8 protein-coding genes and 1 pseudogene are annotated in these 21831 nt (G+C 62.0%); 5 read left to right on the top strand and 4 right to left on the bottom strand.

The genetic code is table 11. The features are described 5' to 3' along the window. Nucleotides 1-26: 26 nt before the first annotated feature. Nucleotides 27-413 carry a tautomerase family protein gene (locus HHA01_RS06490; RefSeq protein WP_141318907.1) on the top strand — a complete coding sequence of 129 codons (387 nt, stop codon included), beginning with the start codon at nt 27-29 and terminating at the stop codon, nt 411-413. A gap of 152 nt (nt 414-565) precedes the next feature. Here HHA01_RS06490 and HHA01_RS06495 read toward each other — a convergent pair whose 3' ends face one another. The 4 genes from HHA01_RS06495 to HHA01_RS06510 are packed head-to-tail and all read right to left on the bottom strand — an operon-like array spanning nt 566 to nt 15234. Next, nucleotides 566-2692: a phospholipase D-like domain-containing protein gene (locus tag HHA01_RS06495; RefSeq protein WP_141318909.1), complete on the bottom strand. Its 2127-nt coding sequence runs from the start codon at nt 2690-2692 to the stop codon at nt 566-568. Next, on the bottom strand, nt 2689-3711 hold the full coding sequence (locus HHA01_RS06500) for a hypothetical protein (protein WP_141318911.1): 1023 nt from the start codon (nt 3709-3711) through the stop codon (nt 2689-2691). The genes HHA01_RS06495 and HHA01_RS06500 overlap by 4 nt, the downstream gene beginning before the upstream one ends. 10 nt (nt 3712-3721) lie before the next feature. Continuing rightward, entirely contained in the window at nt 3722-7189 is a 3468-nt protein-coding gene (locus HHA01_RS06505; RefSeq protein WP_141318912.1) for a hypothetical protein, read from the bottom strand. Further along, complete coding sequence (locus HHA01_RS06510) at nt 7189-15234, bottom strand: hypothetical protein (protein WP_141318914.1); 8046 nt, start codon at nt 15232-15234, stop codon at nt 7189-7191. The genes HHA01_RS06505 and HHA01_RS06510 overlap by 1 nt, the downstream gene beginning before the upstream one ends. 945 nt (nt 15235-16179) lie before the next feature. Here HHA01_RS06510 and HHA01_RS06515 point away from each other — a divergent pair. The 4 genes and pseudogenes from HHA01_RS06515 (at nt 16180) to HHA01_RS06535 (ending at nt 21810) form a co-directional block, all read left to right on the top strand. Beyond that, the gene (locus tag HHA01_RS06515; protein ID WP_141318916.1) at nt 16180-16833 is read left to right on the top strand and encodes a hypothetical protein; all 654 of its coding nucleotides are present in this window, start codon (nt 16180-16182) and stop codon (nt 16831-16833) included. Between the two features lie 115 nt (nt 16834-16948). Beyond that, nucleotides 16949-17641, top strand: coding sequence for an HNH endonuclease (locus HHA01_RS14995; protein WP_141318919.1), 693 nt, complete (start codon nt 16949-16951; stop codon nt 17639-17641). A 1450-nt stretch (nt 17642-19091) separates the two neighbouring features. Further along, nucleotides 19092-21299 (top strand): annotated as a pseudogene (locus HHA01_RS06530) (AAA family ATPase). A gap of 133 nt (nt 21300-21432) precedes the next feature. Continuing rightward, the gene (locus HHA01_RS06535; RefSeq protein WP_141318925.1) at nt 21433-21810 is read left to right on the top strand and encodes a VOC family protein; all 378 of its coding nucleotides are present in this window, start codon (nt 21433-21435) and stop codon (nt 21808-21810) included. Nucleotides 21811-21831 lie beyond the last annotated feature (21 nt).

Below are 21831 nucleotides of genomic sequence, written 5' to 3' on the forward strand. Positions count from 1 at the left end.
TGGCGTTACACATTGCAGGAGGCAGCGTGATAGTCATTTATGGAATAAAGGAGCATCTTAATCCGATCAAGGCTCAGCTTTCTGAAGTCATTCACGGATGTATGCAGTCTGTACTCGGTATGCCTGAAGACAAACGAGCCCATCGTTTCATACCGATGGATGCCGAGGATTTCTATTATCCGGGTGGCAGAACCCCTGCCTACACCGCCATCGAGATAAACATGATGCAGGGGCGAGCTCCCGAGACTCAAAAAGCCCTGATCAGGGAGATTTTTTGTCAAATTGAATCCGTGCTTGGCATATCACCCGTAGATGTCGAGGTGACCATCAAGGAGCAACCTGCCCATTGTTGGGGATTCAGGGGCATGACTGGCGACGAGGCGCGCGACCTCAAGTACTCAGTCAAAGTGTAAGCGTATTGGCAGTGGAAGATAGGACTCACCTCGCTACTCTTCTCCTCCCTATCGTTCCTCCAACTCGGAAATGGATTCCAGCAAGCGTCGGTCATTTGGAAGGTTGCTTGCGCCCCAATGTTCGCCAATTGCCATCCCGCTGAGTCTCTCGGCTACCGAATGGCGTTGTTGAGTTCGGTGGAGGCGTCGCCGGTTAGTGCGGCGAAGAAGGTCAGCCAGTCCGAGGTGCCGTTGGGGCGGCCGTTGGGGTTCCAGATGTCCATGTCGGTGCTGCTCGGGGCGTTGTCGCCGCCGGTGAGGTAGGCGCCGGGATCGACGCGGCCGAGGCCGCCGCTGGCGTTGAGTTGGGTGATGGCGTCGAGGCAGTCTTCCGGGTCGTCGGGCAGGAAGTTCAGCGGCAGGCCGAGGGCATTGGCGAGCAGTTGTTGCCGGGCGGCGCGCACTGCCGCGGGGCGGCCGACGGCGACGTTTTCGTCGAACAGGCCGACGGCCAGTGAGCTGTCGAAGGTCAGGCCGCGGCGCCACAGGTGGGTGCTGCCGGTGAGCATCAGGGCGTCGTCGACGATCACGCTGGTGCTGGCCAGGTAGCCGGGCCGGCCGGGGCCGGCCACGGGGGAAAACAGCTGCACGCGGTCGCTACCCGCCGTGCGCAGGGCACTCAGGGCGGCGCGCACACCGGCGCTGCGCACATCCTCCAGCTTGGCGGTCTGGTCCGGCAGGTATTTTTCCGGTACGCACAGCAGCACGCGCAGTTCGGGCCGCTCGGTCCAGCGCGCCTGGATGGCGCCAAGCAGGTCAATACTGCCGGGGTTGGCCGTCAGGGCGTCGATGGCCGGGGTCTCCAGGTAGAGGAAGTCCTCGGCGCGTTCGATGGCGGCCTGCAGGGCAGTGGCGAAGTGGGCGCTGCCGTCGCGGGTGTTGAGGATTATGCGGTCTAGGGCGGCGGCCAGGGCGTCATCGTCGAAAGTGTTCGTGTCGATGATGGTATCCAGGTCGACCGGCTGGCCGGTCTGGTTCTGCACGGCGGCCTCGATCTGGCTCTTGAGATTCAGCCAGCTCTGGCCGGGCTGAAAGCCGGGGTTGTTGGCCAGGAGTGCGCGAATGGCGGCATCGCCGGCCACGCCGTAGGTGCCGGTTTCCAGCACGGCCGCCCAGGTGGTGGTGCCGCCCGGGTCCGGGGTGGCGGTGAGCGGTGCGCTGGTTTGGGTGACGAAGTCGAGCAGGTTGTCGGCGCGTCGCTCCGCCATGGGCTGACGCAGGGCATCGGCGGCGGGGCCGGCCAGGGCTGCGCCGGGGCCGTGGATTTCCGCGGCGGCGGGTACGCCGGGGTGGCCGAGCTGCATGGGCGGTGACTCGTGGTAGGCGGCGCGCCCCGGTGTGGCACCGATGACGCCGCTGGCCCCCTCGGCATCGTAGGCGGCCAGTTCGCGGCGCTCCTGGGAGGGAGCCGGACGGCCCATGGTCGCCACTTCGCTCAGACCATTGCGCTCGCGCTTGACCAGAGTGGCCGCGCTGTCGGCCGCTTCGAGGTCGCCGTCCGGTGTCTGGCCAAAGGCGGGCTCGGTGACGACCAGCGTATCGCCGGCGCTGGCGGCATTGGGCAGGGTGTTGGCGGCCAGGTCGCTGGCGTCGAGGCTGGCCAGGTCGACCCGTTGCGGGGCGGCGTTGGCATCGTCGGGGATGGCCAGCAGGGTCTGGCCACTGGCGTACTGGCCGGTGCCACGGTTCATGGCCGCGCCCTGTTCGCACAGCCACAGCGTGATGCCGGCGGGGATGTCGGGCGGGGCGGCCAGGCTAAGCTGGCTGCCGTCGATGGTGGCCGGACGATCGAAGCGCAGCTCGGGGTAGTAGCGGCTCTGGCCATCGGCAATGACCAGCGCATCGCAGGAAAGCGGCACCGGGTCGGCATCCGGGTCAGTGGGGGCCGCGGCCCCGTCCGGCAGGGTCACTACCAGCCAGGCATCGCCATTGGCATCAGCCAGCGCGGCGCCGCCGTGCTGGCGGAAGCGGCGGCCGCTTTGTGTATCCAGCCCGTGGGTCCACAGGCGCACCCAGCCACCCGGGGGCAGCGAGCCCTCGAAGTGCACGGCCACGCGCTGCTCGGCGACCGAGCCACCGGCGGAGGCCTGACCCTCGCCGGCCAGGGCGCGCACGCTGAAGTCGAGCGTGTCCGGCAGGTCGTCGGTGCCGAAGTCCGCCGGCGGGTTGGTCTGGCCCCACAGCCGGTCTATGACCGGTGCCATGGCGATGCCGTTGGCGGCGGCGTCGAGCGTGGTCATGATCTGACCGGTGACGGCGTCGCTGGTGGCCAGCACGGGGTTGGCGGCGGTGTTGCGCGCCGCGCTGAGGCGCTGTCGGTGTCGGCATTGGCCGCCGGGGTCAGGGTGATGGCCGGGTTGGCGGCGGCCTGGTAAAGCGCCGTGGAGCCGGCGGTCTGGTTGAGGTCGCCAAGGTTCAGGCGATTGAGCAGCGGCGGGTCGATGGGGCCTTCGTGGGCATTGGTGAGGTGCACCACGCGCCCGGCCGCGACCGCCGCGGTGAGTGGGGCGGTCTCTTCATCGTCGGCCCAGAGGTTGTCCCAGTTACCGGGTTGGGCCATGAAGGTCCACCAGTTGGCCACCGCGCCGGGGTCCAGTGCTCGGCCGCGGTAGTCGAAGCACCACAGCTTGACGTTCAGCACGGTGCCGCTGCGGTTCTGCAGTACCACGGCGCTGGGCGTCTCCGGTTGGCGCAGCTCGTGCACGGGCTCTTTGGCATTGGCCAGGCCGGCGCTGCTGTCGAGGCCGAGAAAGGCCGCCTTGTCGGCGTCGCTGCTGAGATCGGTCGGCAGGTCAGCTTCACGCAGGTTCTCGATATCGGCCATGCTGCCGGCGCTGGCAGCAGGCACTTCCATGGCCAGCCAGCGCACCCTTGGGCGTGCCGGCTGGTTGGCCGGCGGCGCGGGGCTGCCATCGGGCGACGAGATGATCTGGCTGAGCGACCACAGCCGCAGTTCGGCTTCCGGCAACAGCGTCAGCAGCACCACCAGATTGCCCTCGGTGAAGGCTTGGCTGCCGTCTTCCTGGCGCAGACCGCGCAGGGCCGGCGGCCGTGGGTCGCTGGCAAACAGGTAGGAACGGGTGGCAACCGCCGGGGTGCGCCATTGCATATCGGTGCCCAGCGACAGTGATAGCGACAGGTTGGCATCGGGCAGTGGCAGCGTCGGCAGGGTGACGTTGGTGTCGCTGTGCCCGAACCAGGGGCCCAGGGCCGGGGAAGAAAGGCCGAGTGTATCGGGGGCGGGGACGAGATCGACCATGACAAGGCTCCTAGGTGACGACCGCCAGGCTGGGATCGCTGGTGCGACCCAAGGGGTCGATCAGTTCGATCCGGTATTCGGTACCCTCCGGCACCGGCGTGCTGTCGCTGGCTTCATCGTGGATGACGAAGGGCCCGCTGCCGCTGATAGTCTCATCGCGTAGCAGTTCCAGGGGGGCGCCGCTTGTCAGGCGTCGCGACAGCCGTAGCCGGTAACTGCCGACGCTGCCGCCGGAGAGCTCATCCGGATGGCTGAAGGTGATCTGCACCCGGCGGCGGTCGCTGCCGGAGGGTTGGCCCTGCACATCATCGATGCTGGGCGGCGCCGGTGGCTGTTCCGGCAGCAGTACCAGGCTGAACGGGTCCGAAGGCCGGCTCCACAGGCCCGGAACGGCCTGGCCGGCGGCTTCGGAGCCGGATTCCGGTGCGCCCTGAACCTCGGCGATCCAGCTATAGCGCACCCAGGGGCGCAGCTGGGCGTGGGCTGCGATCTGCACCGGCCCGTCGTCGCGGTAGGTCGCCTGCTGGCGGCCGCTGGCCTCGTCGACCTTGCCCATGGCCCCGGTGGCGACGATGGGCACACTGGCCAGCGTCTGAGTGCTGACCGAGCTGCGGCGCAATCGCCAGTTCAGCCCCTGGGTGGTGCCGGTCAGCAGCTTGATCTTCACCTCGGCCACCAGCGGGTTTTCGCCGGCCTCGGCGGCCACCGGTGTGACCTGCACGGTGGGCCGCGGCGGCGGGTCGGCATTGGGCACGCCGTAGACGATCATCGGCACGTCGCTGAGCACCGGCTTGGCGCCGCTTTCGGCCTCGGCCGTGACCTTGTAGAAGTTGAGAACCCGCAGGCTGCCGGAAACCGCATGACGAAAGCCCCGCTCGCCGGAGTTGAAGGCCACGTTGACCTCACGCAGGCGCTCGAACAGGAAGTCGGGGAACAGCGCCTCGTTGGTGCGAAAGATGGTGGCGCGGGCGGCGGCGTTGTCGGCGGCATCCAGGTCGTCGAGCAGGTCCTGGCGGTTGAGCTCGTCGAGGTGGCTGCGCAGCCGGTTTTCGTCGCTGTAGTAGACGCCGAAATGGTGCTGGCCCGGCTGCGGGCTCCAGCGGTATTCCACCCAGCACAGGCCGGTCACGTCCGGCCGAGCGGCGTATTGCAGTGCGTCGGGGACCGGCACGGGCGCGGGCGGGCGCGGATCGACCAGCCGCAGGGTGGTCGGCGTCGACGCCTCGGACTGGCGGCCCTGGGTATCGATCCAGCGCGCCGTCAGCCGCAGGGTGCGCTGCTCGGTGGCGGCGAGGATCGGACCGGTCCAGCGCAGGTCGAGCAGGAAGCGTTGCTCGTCGGCACCTTCGTCGTCCGGATGCACCTGCTTGTCGGCCTCGGCGGCGTCCAGCGGGGCCAGGCTGCCGTCGACCTCGTCGACGCGGAACACGCGCAGGGTCTGCAGCAGGTGGCTGCCCGGTGCCAGCGACTCGGCATCCGGCACCATGACCTTGACCAGCACACTGCCGCCCTGGGTGGCGGCGTCCTCGATGGCCGGCTGGCGGTAGTAGGCCTGGAACTCGGGCCGCGGTGGCAGCGGCCGCTCGCCTTTGCGGTGCTCGCGGCGCGCCCAGTTCGACCAGCGGCCAAAGCGGTCCTGCTCGGCGATGAAGTAGCGGATGGCCTCGGGGCCGGCCTGGCGATCGGCGACGAAGCCGCTGCCGGGCTCCGGGTCCGGGGGCTGGGTACCGTCATCGCTGTTCAGCGCCAGCACCAGCGGCAGGTGGAAGCCCTCGGCGTTAGCCTTGTTCAGTTGCCGGTAAACGGCACCGGGCGCAGAGGCCGGCGCTCGCTTGCCGGCGGCCAGCAGCCCACCGACGCGACTCTTGCGGATATCGACAATCACTTCGCGGCGGGCGGTCGGCGGCGTTTCCGGCAGCCAGTTGTCGCGCAGTGGCGGCGTCTCCTCCGGGGCCGGCAACTGCGGTGGGCTCAGCGGGTCCAGCGGGGCGCCGCGGTCGGCAATGGCGATGCTGGAGACGCCGAAGTAACGCTCGTGATCTTCCAGCTTGTCCAGCGCCTCGGCATTCACGCCTGACAGCGGGCTGCGCCGGGTGGCGTGGGTGAGGGGCAGGTCGTCGCCGAACTGTGAAGCCAGCGCCTTGAGCAACTGGTGGCGCGACCAGCGGCGGTGCTGTGGCGGCAATGCATTGATCATGCCCTCGACCAGAAAGTCTTCGGCGGGCCGCTCGTCCTGGCGTCGGCTGGGTAGTGGTTCGGCGAAGAAGCCAAACACCCGGTAGAAGACCACCCGCTCCTCGTTTTCCGGGTAAGTATCGTCGCGCCACTTGTAGCCGAGCCGGCTGGCGGTGCCGGGGTCGGCCAGCATCTGCATAACCCGGCCCAGACGGCTGATGGAACTGGCGCCGACTTTCTTGCCCTGTGCGTCCAAGAAGTCTTCGTCGACCAGCTGGTCGCGTTGCAACTGGCTCAGGTCGTTGATCAGTGGTTCCAGGTCGGCCACCGCCGTGGCACTCAGCGACTCCACCCGTTTGCGTTCGAAGTTGGCGTCGGCCAGCGGTGCCGCCGCCGGGGCCGGCGTATCATGGGTTTCCTGCAGCGGACGGCGCTTGGGAGCCTGCTCGGCAACGCGCTGATCGGCTAGCGCCAAGGCGTCGTGGATCGGCAGATAGCGCGCGCCGCCTTCATGGGGCAGGTTCATGATGGCGCAGGGTTCGTACTCGAGCCGCTGCTCGTCTTGCGCCTCGATCCAGCGCATGCCGCTTACCTGCCCCCAGCCGGTGATGCGAATCCGGGTAATGCCGGGGCCGGAAAAGGCATAGCGATAGGCGGAGCGGCGGCCGATCGTGGCCGGCCCGGCGGCGGAGTCGACGAAGGCCTCGCAGGTCAGTTTGCGGTTGCGCCTCAGCAGGTCGGGGTCGATCTCGGGAATCCGCCAGCGCTCGCGGTTGAAGAAGGGCAACGGGCGGCGTGTAAAGCGCTCGGTAAAGCGGTTATCGGGAAGTGTTGGCCGCGAGCCCCCCGGTCGTACCACGCCGGGACGTGGGCGTATCGGATTGAACGGGATCGGGTTGAACGGTATCGGCTCGGCATCGGTGACCGGCGGCGTTGGGTCGCCAGGCGCCTGCGGCTTGAGCTCAGCCATCGACTGCGCCTCGACCTGGGCCCAGAGGCAGGTATCGCCCGCCGCCAGGCTGATCACCGCGGTGACCGGGCTTTCCGGGGTGACGTTGAAGGGCGGCAGCAGCTCCTGCTGGTTGTCGCTGTCGATGTTGAGGTAGAAGCGGGCATCGTTGCGCGTGTTGAGCAGCTTGAGGTTGTCGACCGAGGCACGCGCCACCAGGAAGGGCGCCACCGGCAGGCCCAGCAACGGATGATGGTGCACCCGCAGGTGGTTGCCGGGCTGAGCATGTGGCTCGTCGCTGTCGACCGGCAGCGCATGGGCATTGAACAGGTACGGCGTTACGAAGTCGCTCATCAGAAGCCCTCCCGTTCCATGATGGCCGGCCGGTGACTCAGGCGTCGGCGACCGCGCAGCATGCCGTCGCTGGTGTCCATGTCGAGGCGCAGCGTGTGGCTGCCGGCCGCCAGCGTGAAGGGGCTGTCGGCCTGGAGGAATATCCGTGTGCGGCGCTCGTTGCTGCGATGCAACGACAGGCTGTGGCCATCCACCTCGGCGCGGCGCACGTCGCAACGGGTGACGAGCTCGGCTCGGTCGTCGTCCTGCAACACGCTGGTGGTGCGCATCAGCGGCTCGAGGCTGTCGACCAGCAGGCCCTCGATGCGCCACTGGGCACCGTCCTGGCGCCAGACCACATAACTTGCTGGCTTGTCGCTCGGCAGCGGCAGGGTATCGGCCTCCATTTCACGCAGCAGCTCGTCGAACAGGCTGTCGGAGACTTCTTCCGCGCCACCGGGCAGGGTCGCGCCGGCGGGCAGGATGATGTCGTCCGGCCGGTACGGCGCCGGGTCGCCCGGGTAATAGCCCAGGTGTTCCAGCAATTGCCGCGGGTTGGCGTAGCGCGAGGTGACAAACCGCGTGGCGCTGACGGTGGGCGCATCGTTTGCGTCGCCGCTGGCACCCTGGCGCGGCGCGACCAGGCTGAAGTCATACATGGCCTGTGGTTCGAGCGGGAACCGGGCGTGCAGCGAGGCGCCGCCGACGACGGGGGCGTCCGGCAGGCAAGGTGCTGCGGCGGCGGCCGCGTTGATGCGCTGATAGCCGGGCTCGAGCAGTTGCGGCGGGCTGTGGCTCCAGCCGAATACACCGGGCAACGCTGCCAGCCTGTCAGCCAGAGAAGCCGGGCCGAGTGGGGGCTGCGGATCGGTGCGACGCACTTCCAGCGTCAGCTCGCGGCCATACAGCTCGGCCAGCTGTTGCATGTGGCCGGCGTCGAAATGTACCCACAGAGCGTCGTCGAGGAAGTGGCAGGCGCGGCCATCCGCCGGCTCCACGGCACTCAGGTGACGGCTGATGTCGCGCACATCGAACAGGTGCTCGTTGAGGCCGTCCTGCGGGCTGTTGTCGGCCGGCTGCTCGTCGGCAATGGCGAAGTGGAAGCGCTGCGGCGCGGCGGCCGGCGTCCACTGGTCGCTCGGCGGCGTGGACGGTGGCTCGTTGGTGCCATCTTCATTGGCTTGCCAGGCCTGCCACGACCAGCGGGCTTCCAGCTCGTACTCTTCACCGGGATCGAGCACCAGGGCACGGCGCTGATCAGGCGGCTGGCCGGCCTGGTCCTCGGTGGTGTTGCGGCGGCGCTCGCGATTTTCGGCATCGTTTTGCCGGCGCTCAACCATGACCTGATCGGTGCCGCAGACGGCCAGCACGCTGACCTGCTTGCCCGGCGGCGCGTGGATCTGGAAGCCGTTCCAGGGGCCGGCAGCGTCGCTGGCTGGGCTGTATTCGATCACCTGGCAGCGCCGGCCCTTTTCACGCCGTTCATCGAGGACTCGGCCGGGCCACTGGGCATCCACGTCTTCGCCGACCATGCCGCGCACCAGTGTCTGCGTCGGTGCCGTGTCGCTACGCCCGCTGATGAAGGCGGCCAGTGACGCGGCCGCCGGGTCGTCGTGTGTGAGGGCGTCGATGGCCGTGGCATGGGTGGCATGGGTGAGTGGTGGTGTATCGGTGCTGACCCACTTAGGGAGCGAGCGGCAGCAGATGCGCAGCAGCACCGCTTCGCCGGCGCCGCCGGTCAGCTTCACGTGGCTGATGTGGCCCCTGTCGCCGGCGTTGAGCAGCACACGGTGCGCCTGACGCTGGTCGGGTGGCGTATGGCCGCCGGCGACGCTATTGCCGCCACTGTCGTACGCCTCGGCCTTCACCGGTCTGCTGTTGAACAGCATGATCCATAGTTCGACGGCACGGCAGCGGTTGGGCAGCTCGATGTGCAGGCCGGAGTCGGGGAAGTTGATCTCGGCGCTTCTGTCGCTGCCGGCCACCGGTGTTGGCCCGTTCTGGTCCACGGCATCGACCAGGCGCAGTTGTTCGTCAGCCTTCAGCGGTGTGAAGCGGATATTGGCGTGCTTGAACTCGGATAGCCCCTCGCGGCGCGGCTTGAGGCGCAGGAAGGACTCGCAGGCCTGGTCGTCGGGTTCATCGACCTCGGCCGTGGCCGTGAAGCAGAAGCCGAACAGCACGTCGCGCTGGCTGCCGCCGGTGATCTGCACGCGGGCAATGCCGCTGGACGCGTTGAGGTGTGCCGTGAGGGGCACATTGACCGGCCCGCTGACAGTCTCGCTGGCCACGCTGCGGCCATTGGCATCCAGCGCACTAACCTTGATATCGGCCTGGTTGAACGTCATCAGCCGCAGCTCGACCTGCAGGCTCGGCGACGCCAGACGCAACTCGATACCGGTCGCGGGGAAGGTGATATCGGTCTGCTGATCCCGGCCGGGGCGGAAGCGCTGGGCGTCGACGGAGTCGGTCAGGATAAACGGCTGGTCCGCATCGAGGGCGACCACCTCGATGCCGTCGATGCGGGTGCGGGTGCTCTTGCCGCTGGGGCGCAACTGGCCGAAGTCGATGCATTGCTTTTGCGTGCGGCCGGGTTGGCCGGGTGCATCACAGACCACCAGGGTGACGCGCGGCCTGGCCAGCTCACGGTCGAAGCGGGCTTCCCAGGGTAGCGGCAGGGCCAGTTGGCCGCCCTCGACGCTGCGCTGGGCCGAAGGCAGCCGGTAGCCGCGTTGCAGCGCGGTGCCGGCGACGCTGACCGGGAACGGCAGCGACTGCAGCCGGCCCGGGATCAGGTGGGCGGCGATGAGACTCAGCAGGGTTTGCAGGTCGCGGCGCCGGTAGACACTGCCGCCGCTGCGCAGCAGCGGCTCGGCCGTTAGATGGAAATGGCTCGGGTAGGGCGGCTCGGTCCGCTCTTCCTGGCGCAGTTGTACACGCTGCCAGCCGAGCCCGGTGGCGGCACGGCCGAACACACAGGCGCGCCGTGCTTCGGGCACCGGCTCACAGAGATTGCTGACTTCCTCGGCCGGGTCGCCGGCCAGGCCGTCGCCGGCGTCGTCCCCCGGCAGGTTCAGCACCCAGTTCCACGGATTCCAGTCGAGCAGCTTCAGGTTGGGGCCTTCGTGCTCGCTGGGTTCCGGGTTGTCGGCCCCGCTGACCGGTTGGCGGTAGGGGCTGCTCATCCACACCGAGTCGAGCTGAGCGCCTTCGCCGACCAGTTGGCCATCACGCTTGCGGCGCAGTTGCAGGCTGTCGAGCCGGTAGGCGTACTTGAGCCGGCTGCTGCCGAACCAGCGCGGCGGGGCCTGGGCATCGCCGGGGGCGAACTGAGCCGAACTCCCGAGACCATTGGCGATGAAGTGGCTGAAATGCAGCACCGGCGCGGTATCCGGCCAGACGGTATGGTTGTCGTCCGGCGAAGCACCCTGGTTGATGCCTTCCTCGTCGAGGTCGAACAGCGGTTCGGCGGCAATCGCCGTGCCGATCGGCGCCGCCGTGCCCATGATGCGATCGCGGCGGTCGGTCAGCGAGACCGAGGCGATCGGCGGCTCGGGTTCCGGCGGCGTCAACGCCTCCAGGTCATCGCCAATGCTGACGCCGACACAGCCCTTGATGGAGAAGAAGAACAGGTCGACCTCGCCGCAGAATTCGCCGTCCAGGCGCAGCAGGGCGCTCTGATCCGGCGGGTCGAGGTAGGTCAGGATCAGCTCGCCGCGGGCGGAGATCGACAGCACCACCAGATCCAGCTCACCGGCGACGAACACGCCGCCCTTGATCAGCAGCGGCTTGGTGCCGAAGCCGACCAGCACCTTGGCCGAGGCCGAGAGGCTGATGGGCCCGGCGCTCCAGTCGATGCCCCAGCCGGCGCCGAAGCCCACCGCGAAGCCATCGAAGGAGAAGCGCGGATCGCCGCCCAGTGATTCCAGGCCGCCCTGCTCGATCATCAGGTAGGCCCAGGCCTGCACGTCCAGCGTGCCGGGCAGCAGGGTCAGGGTGATGGGTTCGCCGTGTCGGCCGAATTCGGTCTGGCCATCGCAGCCCAGGCGCACGAAGGTGCCGTCGCCGTCATAGGGGAAGTAGGCCCCGAACGGTACCTTGACCTCGAGCACCTTAGGGATCTTGTACTGAGCCGACACGGCCACGGTGACGGCCTCGTCGTCGATGACGATCAGCCCGGTAATCGCGCCTTCCGACGAGCCCTGGTCACTGACCGTGGTGTTCGGCACCTCGATGACCTTGACGTCGACGCCGAGGATCACCTCGGGGTCGGGGAAGCCGACCACCACCATGCCCGAGGCCGAGAAGCAGAAGCTGACATCGGGCAGCGTGCCGACCACTACGCCCACACCCAGCGCGTACTGGCCCTTGAGTGCCCGGTACTTGTCTTCCGGGCGCTCGCCCCACCAATCCAGCTCGCGGCCGACCGGGTCGTCGGTTTCGGCGGGGATGTCGCGCTCGCCGTTCATCACGAACATGCCCTTCATGCCGTACAGGGCGGCGCCGGTCTGCAGCAACGGCAGCGGCGTGGAGAACTGCACGCCCACGGCCAGGCTGAGGAAGGTGTAGGGTTCGTCGTTGGGGTCGGTCTCCTGGGAGAGTGCCAGGGCGGCGCTGGCCTTGAGGTCCAGCGGGATGATGTCGGCATCGACCCCGGCGCGAATCACGCCGCCATCCTCGATGCGCAGCCGACCCACGCCGGTGAGCACGGCCGGTACGTCGGCCTTGAGCACGAAGCCGCGCAGCTCGAAAGTCGGCAGCGGGCTGCCGTCCTCGAAGGTGAGCCGGATGATGGCCTCGGAGATTTCCACCACGCCGATGTTCAGGGCCACGGCGATGCGCCCCTCGATCCACAGCGAGCCGCGGCCCATGGCCACCTCGACGATGCGCAGCAGGTTGCCGAGGACGCCGTCGATCTGCCACTTGCCGGGGTCCTCGATCTCCATGCGGCTGGTATCGAAGGCCAGGCCGATCTTGTCCCAGCCCTCCTGCGAGTTGTCGAACTCGAAGCCGACGCCCTTGTAGCGAATCTTCATCGGCCGGTCGGCGGCGGTCCTGATGCCGAGTGCGCCGCCATTGATGTGCAGCGTGCAGGTGTAGTCGCTGGTCAGCTTGACCTGGTAGTCCGCCGCCGCATCGCTGATGGCACGGGTCTGCGCCTCGGCCTCGACGGCGATCAGCGCGGTCTTCGAGCCGTTGCCAACCAGCGGGTCGCTGCCGCCCAGCGGCACATCGGCAAAGGCCGCCGCGGCGATCAGCGCGGCGACGCGGGCGCCGGCCTCGACCATCTCGGTCTCGGAATCGACGCCGGAAAGCAGCATCGGCCCGAAGGCCAGCGCCGCGGTCAGGTTCTTCTGCTCGGTGGATACCAGGCCGTCCGGGTCGCCGTCGGAGCGGATGCCGAGCGTGGTGCGCGTAAAGCCCGTGCGCACATCGTGGATCCACTGGGCGTGGATGGTCAGCGTCTCGCGACTGGCTTCGACGGCTTCACCATTGATGGCCGGCAGCGGCAGCTCGGTGGGCGACCAGACGAATTCGGCTTCGGCCAGCGTCGGCACCGCGTCTTCCCAGCGGGTGACCGTGGGGCTGTCCCAGACGAAGCGCAGCTTGACGCGGTAGTCGATGGCGGCGGCCCTGGGCGGTACCGCGGCCGGGTCGCGACCCGGTGCCGGCACCAGCGAGCGGCGCAGGGTGGCGCTGTCCCCCGGGTTATCGGGCGTTTGAATCTCATCGTTCTCCGGGGTGCCGCCAATCGCGTAGATATCGGCCCGACGGTAGGCCTGGCGTTTCGGCTCATAGGGATGCGCCGAATCCTGCTCCATCTCCCAGCCACGGCGCTCCAGCTGGTGGCGAATCAACCAGCCCAGCGCGAAGTTGGAGTCGCCGAAGGCTTCCGATTTCTCGGCCGGGGCGAGGTTGATGTCGGCGCTCTCTTCCAGGCTGTCGCCGTCACTGTTGGCCGCATCCCAGTCGCTGTGCTCACCGCGGCGCACGATCCGGCTGCTCTCTATCGCCGTCCGGCCGGCGGTGGGCGTGGTCAAAAACTCGTGGGCCTTGTCGGCGCGGTCGCGGGCCAGGGTGATATTGCCCTGGGCCGCGGCGGGGCCGGGTTCACCGAAATTCAGATCATCGGTACGGCCGACGATCAGGAAATCGGCGCCGGGATACTTGCTTGCCCAGACGAGCAGTTGCTGATGGATATTGGCGGCGCCCGACGCGCTATGGACGTCCTTGGGAGTGTGCTTGCCCCATTTCAGCGGGGTGTTCTTTTCGAACTCCATGAGGATCTGCACATGGCGGTCGTCGCGGGCATCCTCGGCTGGCGGCGGGCCGCTGCCATCGCCGATGACCACCCGCGCCAGGCCGTCGTTGGGTACACTGACGCCGGCCGGGGAGGCGTCGAGCATGGCGCTGACCAGCCGATCGGTGAAGTCGCCCCGGGCGTGGAAGTCCGAGAGATCGAAGGTTTTCTCGACTGCGACCAGGTCCAGCGGGGTGCTGACGTCGGCGGCGTCGAAGACACCGTTCTGGCAACCGATCAACAGCGGCGTACGTTCGGTCAGCTTGAGATGCAGGCGCGCCACACGGTGGCCATCCTCGCCATCGACCTTCTCGCGCAGACGCACGAAGAGGTGGCCGTCACGGTCCGGCGCCAGGCCGGTCAGATCGGGGCTGAAAGTGGCGCCCGTGGCACTGCTGCCATTGGCCTCGATGCTCCAGTCGAACTCGCTCGTGCTCGGGTCGGCGGTGTTGGAGACCGCTTCCAGGATCAGGGGCTCGATCTCCGCGATGGTGCCGTTGAGCTGGACGACATTGGTGAGGCGTTCGCCGACGCTGGTGATCACGGCAATGCTCGGCGGATCGCCGGCGGGGATGAAGCGGAAGGTGAAGGGCGGATGCTTGAAGCGTTTTTCCTGGCCGTCGATGGTCAATATCTCGACGGGCTGGACGGTCAGCACCTCATTCCGGCCGACGCTGCCGCTGGAGCTGTCACCTTCCTCGTCCTCGCGGTCGGGCCAGGTCCAGATGGCGGTCCATTCCGGGAGGTCGTCGTCAGGCAAGCTGCCACCGTCCGGCGGCGCCGGGGCGTTGAGGCCGGCGTGAAAGCTGACGCGCTCATCCGGGCTGCCTTCGAAGATCACCCGCGGGAAGCGGTCGCTCATGTCGACCGGGCGGTTCTCGCCGTCGGGTTGCTGCTCGAACTGGAAGGTGGCCGGGTCCAGGGCCGTGCGCCCGAACTGCAACTCGAACTCGCCCTGGATGCCGGCCGGGCGACCGATCAGCAGGTCTTTGACGCCGCCGGACAGATCGCCGATCACCGGTGTGTTGCGCGGCGCGTAGACGGTGGCCTCGCGAATGGCCAGGCCCATCCAGGCCGGTCCCTGATTGCGCTCCAGCACTTCCGTGGGCGAGTAGCTGGAAGAGAAATCGAAGGTCAGCTTGCCGACCGACAGGCCAATTTCCGACGAACCGAGGAAGAAGTGGGGCGGGGTGAAGTTCACCGACACCACCGCGCCGGACTGCAGCGTCGGGTCGAACGGATCGGGCTGGTCGATGAACAGGAAGTCGACATCGGAACTGCCGGCGTTCTTCTGGAGCCGCAACACCGCCGAGCCGGTGATGCGCACCGTGTCGTTGTTCGGGTCGCGCAGCAGGTGCCGTGGCGTGGTGCCGGTTTCCTCGACGAACAGGGCCGGCTGCAGGCCATCGACGCTGAGGCTGAAATCGGCCAGGAAGAGATCAAGCTGCCAGGCATCGGGCGCCGGTTCCAGATTGTCGGCAATGCTCTGGCGCTCAAGCGAGAGCTGGAACGGCATGCCGGTGTGAATCAGCGGTAACGACAGAATGCCGATGCCGACATCGAAGCCCTCGGAATCGGCATCCAGCGACGCATCCAGCGCCTGAATGCGCCCCTGATGAATGATGGCACCCGGCGAGCTCCGGCTGCTGTGGCCGATGACCGCGAAGCGCCCCACGAAATCCCGCACCGCCTGAGGCAGTACAGACTCGACCTGATCCACCGCGGAGAACAGCTCCAGCAGGGGAATACCAGCATGGCGCGGCATCGGCTTGCCTCTTGTTCTATCGTGAAGCGGACAGCCTAAAAGTGAATAAATTTGAAGATAGGTAGCGCCAGCCGATACGGCAAGAAAAGCCTGACAAACAATGTCGATTTAACCCCCGAAGGCAAGGGGCAAAGCAGCCATTGACAAGACTTTAACGATGAAAAGCCAACAAGAAAATCAGCAGGATGAGTATGTAAACACTGTTCTTTTTGGTGGTGATTCGTCGCATTCAGAAAGGTGATTTTCCGTCAATAAACAAACACTGTTTTGTTGGCTGAGCCTTGCATCCCGACACTCCGCGCTGCTCGTCCAGCGCCTCACCTCACCGCCGCGCCGGATACCGGCGCAACCTGAAAGCCCCCGCCGCCCAGCATCTCGACGGGCTGGCTGCCGCCTTGGGCTCAAGTTTGCGACGGACGCGAAACCCTCGCCAATTGAAGGGATTAGGCAGATTAGACGAATGGCTGAGCCCGGCTTGTCTCCAAATAGTGACAGGTTGAGTAAATCGACTTAAGCTGACCCGAGACGCCAACCAGCAAGGGAACTGCCATGGCCGCCACCTTCACCTCCACCTCCGGGGCCAGCCGAATCTCCCACACTGGCAGCGACGGCTACAGGCAGTCTTTACATACTGGCTGTGCCCGGAATGGTGGACTCCCTTCAGGTGACCTGGACGTTATCCCACTCAAGGCACGTGCTCTATACCGACAAGGAAGGGAAAGAGTGGAACGAAGGTCAAATCATCATGCAGGACACTGACCTGTGTGGTGGGCCACCTGTGCTATCTAGGCGTGCGTTTATTGGTCTTATATTGCGGGATTATAAAAAAGCAAATTAAAACCAGGGGGTTGGTGGCATAACGTAAGAAAATTAAACGCCCACGCTTTTTCAAGTGGCAAACTATAACGGTATCTAATACCTATTCAGCAGAAAAGGAAATGTTAATTGAAACGCATGCTAATGGTTTTACTGGTTTCGGTGCTGAGTGGCTGTACGTCTGTTCAGTACAATGGATCTCCTTCGGCCATCAAAGATGTTAATTATCCTCCTGTAGGTACAGAGGTAACAGCCTATGTGGGGGATAATATGGTCGAGAAAGGCGTGATTTACGAGGAGAAAGTTCTTTACATTAAACAGCGTGTAGACGGTGCGTTATATGATATTCCAAGCAAAATTTATCCTCAAGTAGGGTTTGATGATAAACAAGACTTTTTCTCAGCCACAGGCGTTATTAGAGGAGCTATATCTGACCCGATTGAGGCGCTGGCGGTTGGTAAGGAACAAGGGAGTCAGGTCTGTGTCATCACTACACTGGGCGGCAGTGCTTGTTACGATGCCGATTATGAGCGCCGTGGTCGGGTTTCTGAAACCAAGAATAGCTTTCAGCAAACTTTAATCTACAGTGGCCGCGTAGGAAATAAGATCAATATCGGCTATCGGGAGTTTAGTAATAATACCGCAAGGCCTGCGTTTAACAATGAAGTCGAATATGACCTGAGTGAATCGAAGCGCATTGGTTACAAGGGGGCTCAAATTAAGGTGTTGGAGGCAGATAACAGCAGTATCACCTACAAGGTTCTTAAAAATTTCCCAGATTAACAAGGCAGCGGTTCGTGGTTGATGGCCGCAGGACGCTCTTCCCTGTGGTTTCTGCGTCGCCATTCCCAGCCTGCAGTGATGCTTAGGCGTTAACCATTTAGCGAGCCAATCGAATATGCAAAGACCTAGATCAAGAAGGCTTCATAGAAAACCTCAAGCACTGGAATGGATCAATGCGGATTCAGATCGATCCGCTTTGTTGGTTGAGGCGATTCGCACTCTCGAAGCTGGCTATGGAGGTGAGTTTTCCGGATTTGTCGATTTTGCACCCGCTGAATACCGATTTAACGGTGAGCAATCCGGAGGTTATGTGATTTTAAGTGCCCGCAATACAGGTTCAGTGCGTGCCCATGTACAGTTAATACCTGGTGACTGGAAGGACTTTGAGCTAAAGGTTTCTGCGGATATTAGTGATCTCGTCCTGCTTATTTCCGAAAATCATTTGACAAATTTTGATTTCGAAAATGCAAAGAGTCAGGAGGAGTTTGGAGAAGCCGTTGAGGCCGCGGTTAATGATACCTCGAGTGAACGTAAAGAAAGATTGAAAAATGCCAACCCTGAGCCTAAAAAGGAGTGGCGGAAAGTTGCGGTATACGTCAGGAATCCTGACGTTGTAGCTGAGGTTCTGCATCGCGCCAAAGGAGACTGTGAAAAATGCGGAGAACGGGCACCTTTTGTGAAGAGGTCGGACGGTAAACCATATCTCGAAGTACATCATAAAATTCAGCTATCTGATGGAGGTGATGACACAGTTGAAAACGCGGTTGCACTTTGCCCAAATTGCCATAGGAAAGAGCATTTTGGGTAACAATACGCTTTTATCGGTTAGCGAGTAAGTGAAACGCTGCTCGCTGAGGGGAGGGCAATGAGCTCATCAACCAGAGAAAAAAGCCATAGGGGAAATTCTAGCCAATTTTTCGTAGCTGGCGAGTTGTGTCGTCGAGGATATGCTGCGGTAGTAACACTCGGAAATACACCTAACACAGACGTTCTCTGCAGCAATAGTGGCGGCACAAAGTTCGCTCATATTCAAGTCAAGACCTTTGTGCCCGGGAACAAGACTTGCAGTGTTGGCAAAAAAGCAGAACGAATGTATGGTTCTCTGTTTTTCTGGGTCATTGCGGGAATTCCAGAACCCGGGTCGGATTATACATTCAGGTACTACATAGTTCCGTGCAATGAAATGGCGCATAACGTAGCCGATCGCCACCAGGAATGGCTTTCGACTCCAGGTAAGAAAGGACAACAAAGAAAAGATAGCTCAGTGAGGGCCGTCGCTGTTGAAGAAGGAGCAGCCCCCTATTTCTGGAATGTTGCCCGATACGAGGGGCGTTGGGACCTCATCGACGATGCTCTTCGCGACTAACAAAATTTGTCAGCACTGGATTCAAGCAATAAGTGCAGCAGGCCAATTTTCCTGTGATAAAAACACTGATTTGTGGGCCGCGCTCTATATCCCTGCCAGTAGCGCTGCTCGCCCAGCGCCTGACCTCACCGCCGCGCCGGATACCGGCGCAACCCGAAAACCTCTGCCGCCCAGCATGCCACCATTTTGGGCGAAGCCCTAGCGCCAAAGCTCAAGTTTGCGAGGGACGCGAAATCCTCGCCAATTGAAAGGCTTAGGCAGATTAGACGAATTGCTGAGCCCGACTTGTCTCCAAACAGTGACAGTATGACCAAATCGACTTAAGCTGACCCGAGACGCCAACCAGCAAGGGAACTGCCATGGTCGCTATCATCACCCCCGCGCTAGCCAAGTCCCCCCTCAACGGCAGCGACGGCTACCGGCAGCCTTCCCCACAGACACTGCCCGGAACGGTTAGTTCCTCACCGATGGCATGGCCGCTATCCCATGTAAGGCTCGCGCTCGATGTCGACAAGGTAGGGGCAGAGGGTGTGACGAAGTCAGGGATAGGGTCGGCATGGTAAGCTCGATGGAATGGCTCAACCGTGATATTTAGTACAAATTTTTATTGGGACTATATCGCGGGACTGTCACCTAATTTTATGAAAATCAGAGAGTTGGTGTTGTGATGTAAGAAGATTGAACGTGCATGCTCGTTCAAGTGGTAAAGCGAGAATGCTATCTAAGGAAACACTGCTTAAATGCCTACGCATGAAAACCGCTTCGTTACCCGGTGCTTCACTATGCTCGGCGATTTATTCAGCGCTTCCCTGATAACTTTTATGAGTACTGATATCCGACCGTATAGGAGCGCAGTGTGCTGAAAGGGATTGAGCGAATTCGGAACTTTGGGGTGTTTGACGACTACTCGCGTCCGCCAGATGTTGAGGATTTCTCGGAACTGAACCTTGTTTATGGATGGAATTACGCTGGAAAAACTACTCTGTCTCGGATTCTTCGTTCAATTGAGACACAAGCTGTGCATCCTGATTACAGTGCCGCACGCTTCGAAATCTCGACAGATCAAAGCACAACGATTACAGAAACGTCAGTTTCGACTACGTCCGAGAAAGTTAGAGTCTTTAATTCGGATTTTGTCAAAGATAATCTTAGTTGGGATGGCCGAGCTTTTGAGCCAATACTTCTCCTCGGCCAGCAATCGATAGAAGCTCAAAAAGAGATTGCAAAGAATGAGTCTCTGCTGCAACGAATGCGAGAGGGATACCGCCTAAAGAGTGCGGCTATTAAACGACAGAATGACGATATATGACAGAAAAAAACCGATCGTGCAAAAGCCATAAGGCAGGCACTGCAGCTCGTTGAGACATTTACAGCTACTCATCTTAACCAAGCAGTCGAGAAGGTCTCGGATAATCCGGAAGCGTATCGCTTAACGGAGGAAGAACAGCGAAAGCTACAGCAAGACGCAACGGCTGACGAAAAGGGTAAGCTGCCTAAACTGCAGAAACTGACGCTGCGTTTGGAGTCTAGAAACCCGGTTGAGGGGCTCTCCGAGCTTCTGAAACGCACGCCCGCTATGTCGAACACCATTCGGTACCTCACCGAAAACACGGCGGTGGCTAACTGGATTAGAACAGGTTTGCCACTGCACGAAAACACAAATACATGCGAATTTTGTGGAAGCCAGATTGATCCAGAGAGGATTGAGTCTCTTAGGTCGCATTTTTCAAAAGATGTAAGCCTCTTAGAAGATGAGCTTATACGAAAGAAGGCTGGTCTGCAAAATTCGCAACTGGTGGTTGCCGACCTCCATAAGAATGATTTTTATGTCCAGTTCCGAGATGGCGTGGACAGAGCACAGTCGGATTTAAAGCAAGCGGTAACCTCGTACAATGCGGCTATAGAGACTTTGATTGCTGCGATCGATGAGAAGATTGCGGCCGTTTTTAAGGAGGTTGAATGCCCACCTTTTGGCGATAGCTTGGGCGAGCGCGTCACCAAAGCCGTCGAGCAAGTCAATAGCATGATTGCAGAGAGTAACCAGGTGACAGATTCTTTCGGCCAAGAAAAGGGCAAGGCAGTATCTGCCTTGAAACTGCACTTTGCCGCGGAGTTTTATATAGATGAGAAACTTGCGCGCCGTCAGGCGCTGATCGAGATTCTCACTCGGCATAAGTCGTGGTATGGCAATGTTGGAAAACAGCTAGCGGATAGAAATTCGGAACTCGAAGCACAGATTAGCCACGCCCAGAAAGGGCGCGAGGAGTTAAATACATTCATAGAGAAGTTCTTAATTGGATCAAATGTATCGGTTGCTGTCACAAGTGTAGAAGGCGCAGAGCGTTTTCAGTTGCTTCGAGACTCCAGCCCGGCCAAGAATCTTAGCGAGGGTGAGCGAACCGCAATCGCTTACGCATTCTTCCTTATCAAATTGAAGGAAGGCGCGGATCTAAGTGATTTGATTGTGTATATCGATGACCCTGTATCGAGCTTGGATAGCAATCACATCTTCCAGATTAACGCAATAACAAAATCATTCTTCTTTTGGCATGATTCTGCTGACAACAAGACAAAGCTAACGGTTCGGCAGCTTTTTATATCGACTCACAACTTTGAGTTCTTTAGGCTTGCCAAAGAGCTTCCGGTGAAGAATAAGTCACGCAGGAAGTTTTACTTTATAAAACGGGTGGGGGCCAAAAGGTCTTCTCTCATGGCAATGCCTTCATCGATAATACGGTATAACTCTGAGTACCAGTACTTATGGCATGTCATACACGACTTCTACACCAGTGATGATAAGTCTAACTTGGAGCAGCTTCTGTCGCTGCCGAACGCACTACGCAGATTCGTCGAGCTATATACCTACGCGAAGTACCCATCCGATGAATCAGTGGACCGTCGCGCTGATATCATATTTGGTGCTGAGACCTCAAAGAGGGTGCTGAAGCTCCTGCATCACTTTAGCCATTCGAATAATTTGCTTGGAATTAGCCAGAATGATGACTTGCTCTGCGATATTGAGAATGTAGTGGATGAATTGGTAGGTCTTATTCAAGCGGATCAGCAGCATTACGATGCGCTGATGAGCGCGGTTCCGTGAGGGTGCATTACAATTTGGTCGAGGCGGCGCCGGCATACACGTGGTTGCCCAAAATGAGGCGCCTCCGCGGCGCGCCTCACCACACCGTTATCTGAGCTTTTAGTGTCTCGTCTTTTTATAAAATGGGGTAGATATGGAAATTGAAAAGTACGGAATAATCCTGAATGTGGAAAAATACGATGAGTGCGTGTCGTTTTATAAGGACTTGTTTGGACTGCCTGTTTTGCATACCAAAGTGGATGGCGATTTTAGGCTGACCAGTTTAGGGATTGGTGATGCATATTTGCTTATCGAAACAGGTGGCGTTGCCAGTAACTCGGAAAAGCCGGTATCTCAAAACTCTACTAAATTACGATTTAATGTTAGTGACTTGCCTGCTGCCTTGGGAAAGGTTCGGGAGTATTTTAGCGATGCTTGCATTGAGGAATACGCTTGGGGATCAACAATCAATATCCGAGATCCAGATGGAAACAGGGTGGGAATTAGGGATATATCCTCCACCAATAGCTAACAATGGTCCAGCCTGGCGTCT

The organism is Halomonas halmophila (genome assembly GCF_006540005.1).
Classification (GTDB): domain Bacteria; phylum Pseudomonadota; class Gammaproteobacteria; order Pseudomonadales; family Halomonadaceae; genus Halomonas; species Halomonas halmophila.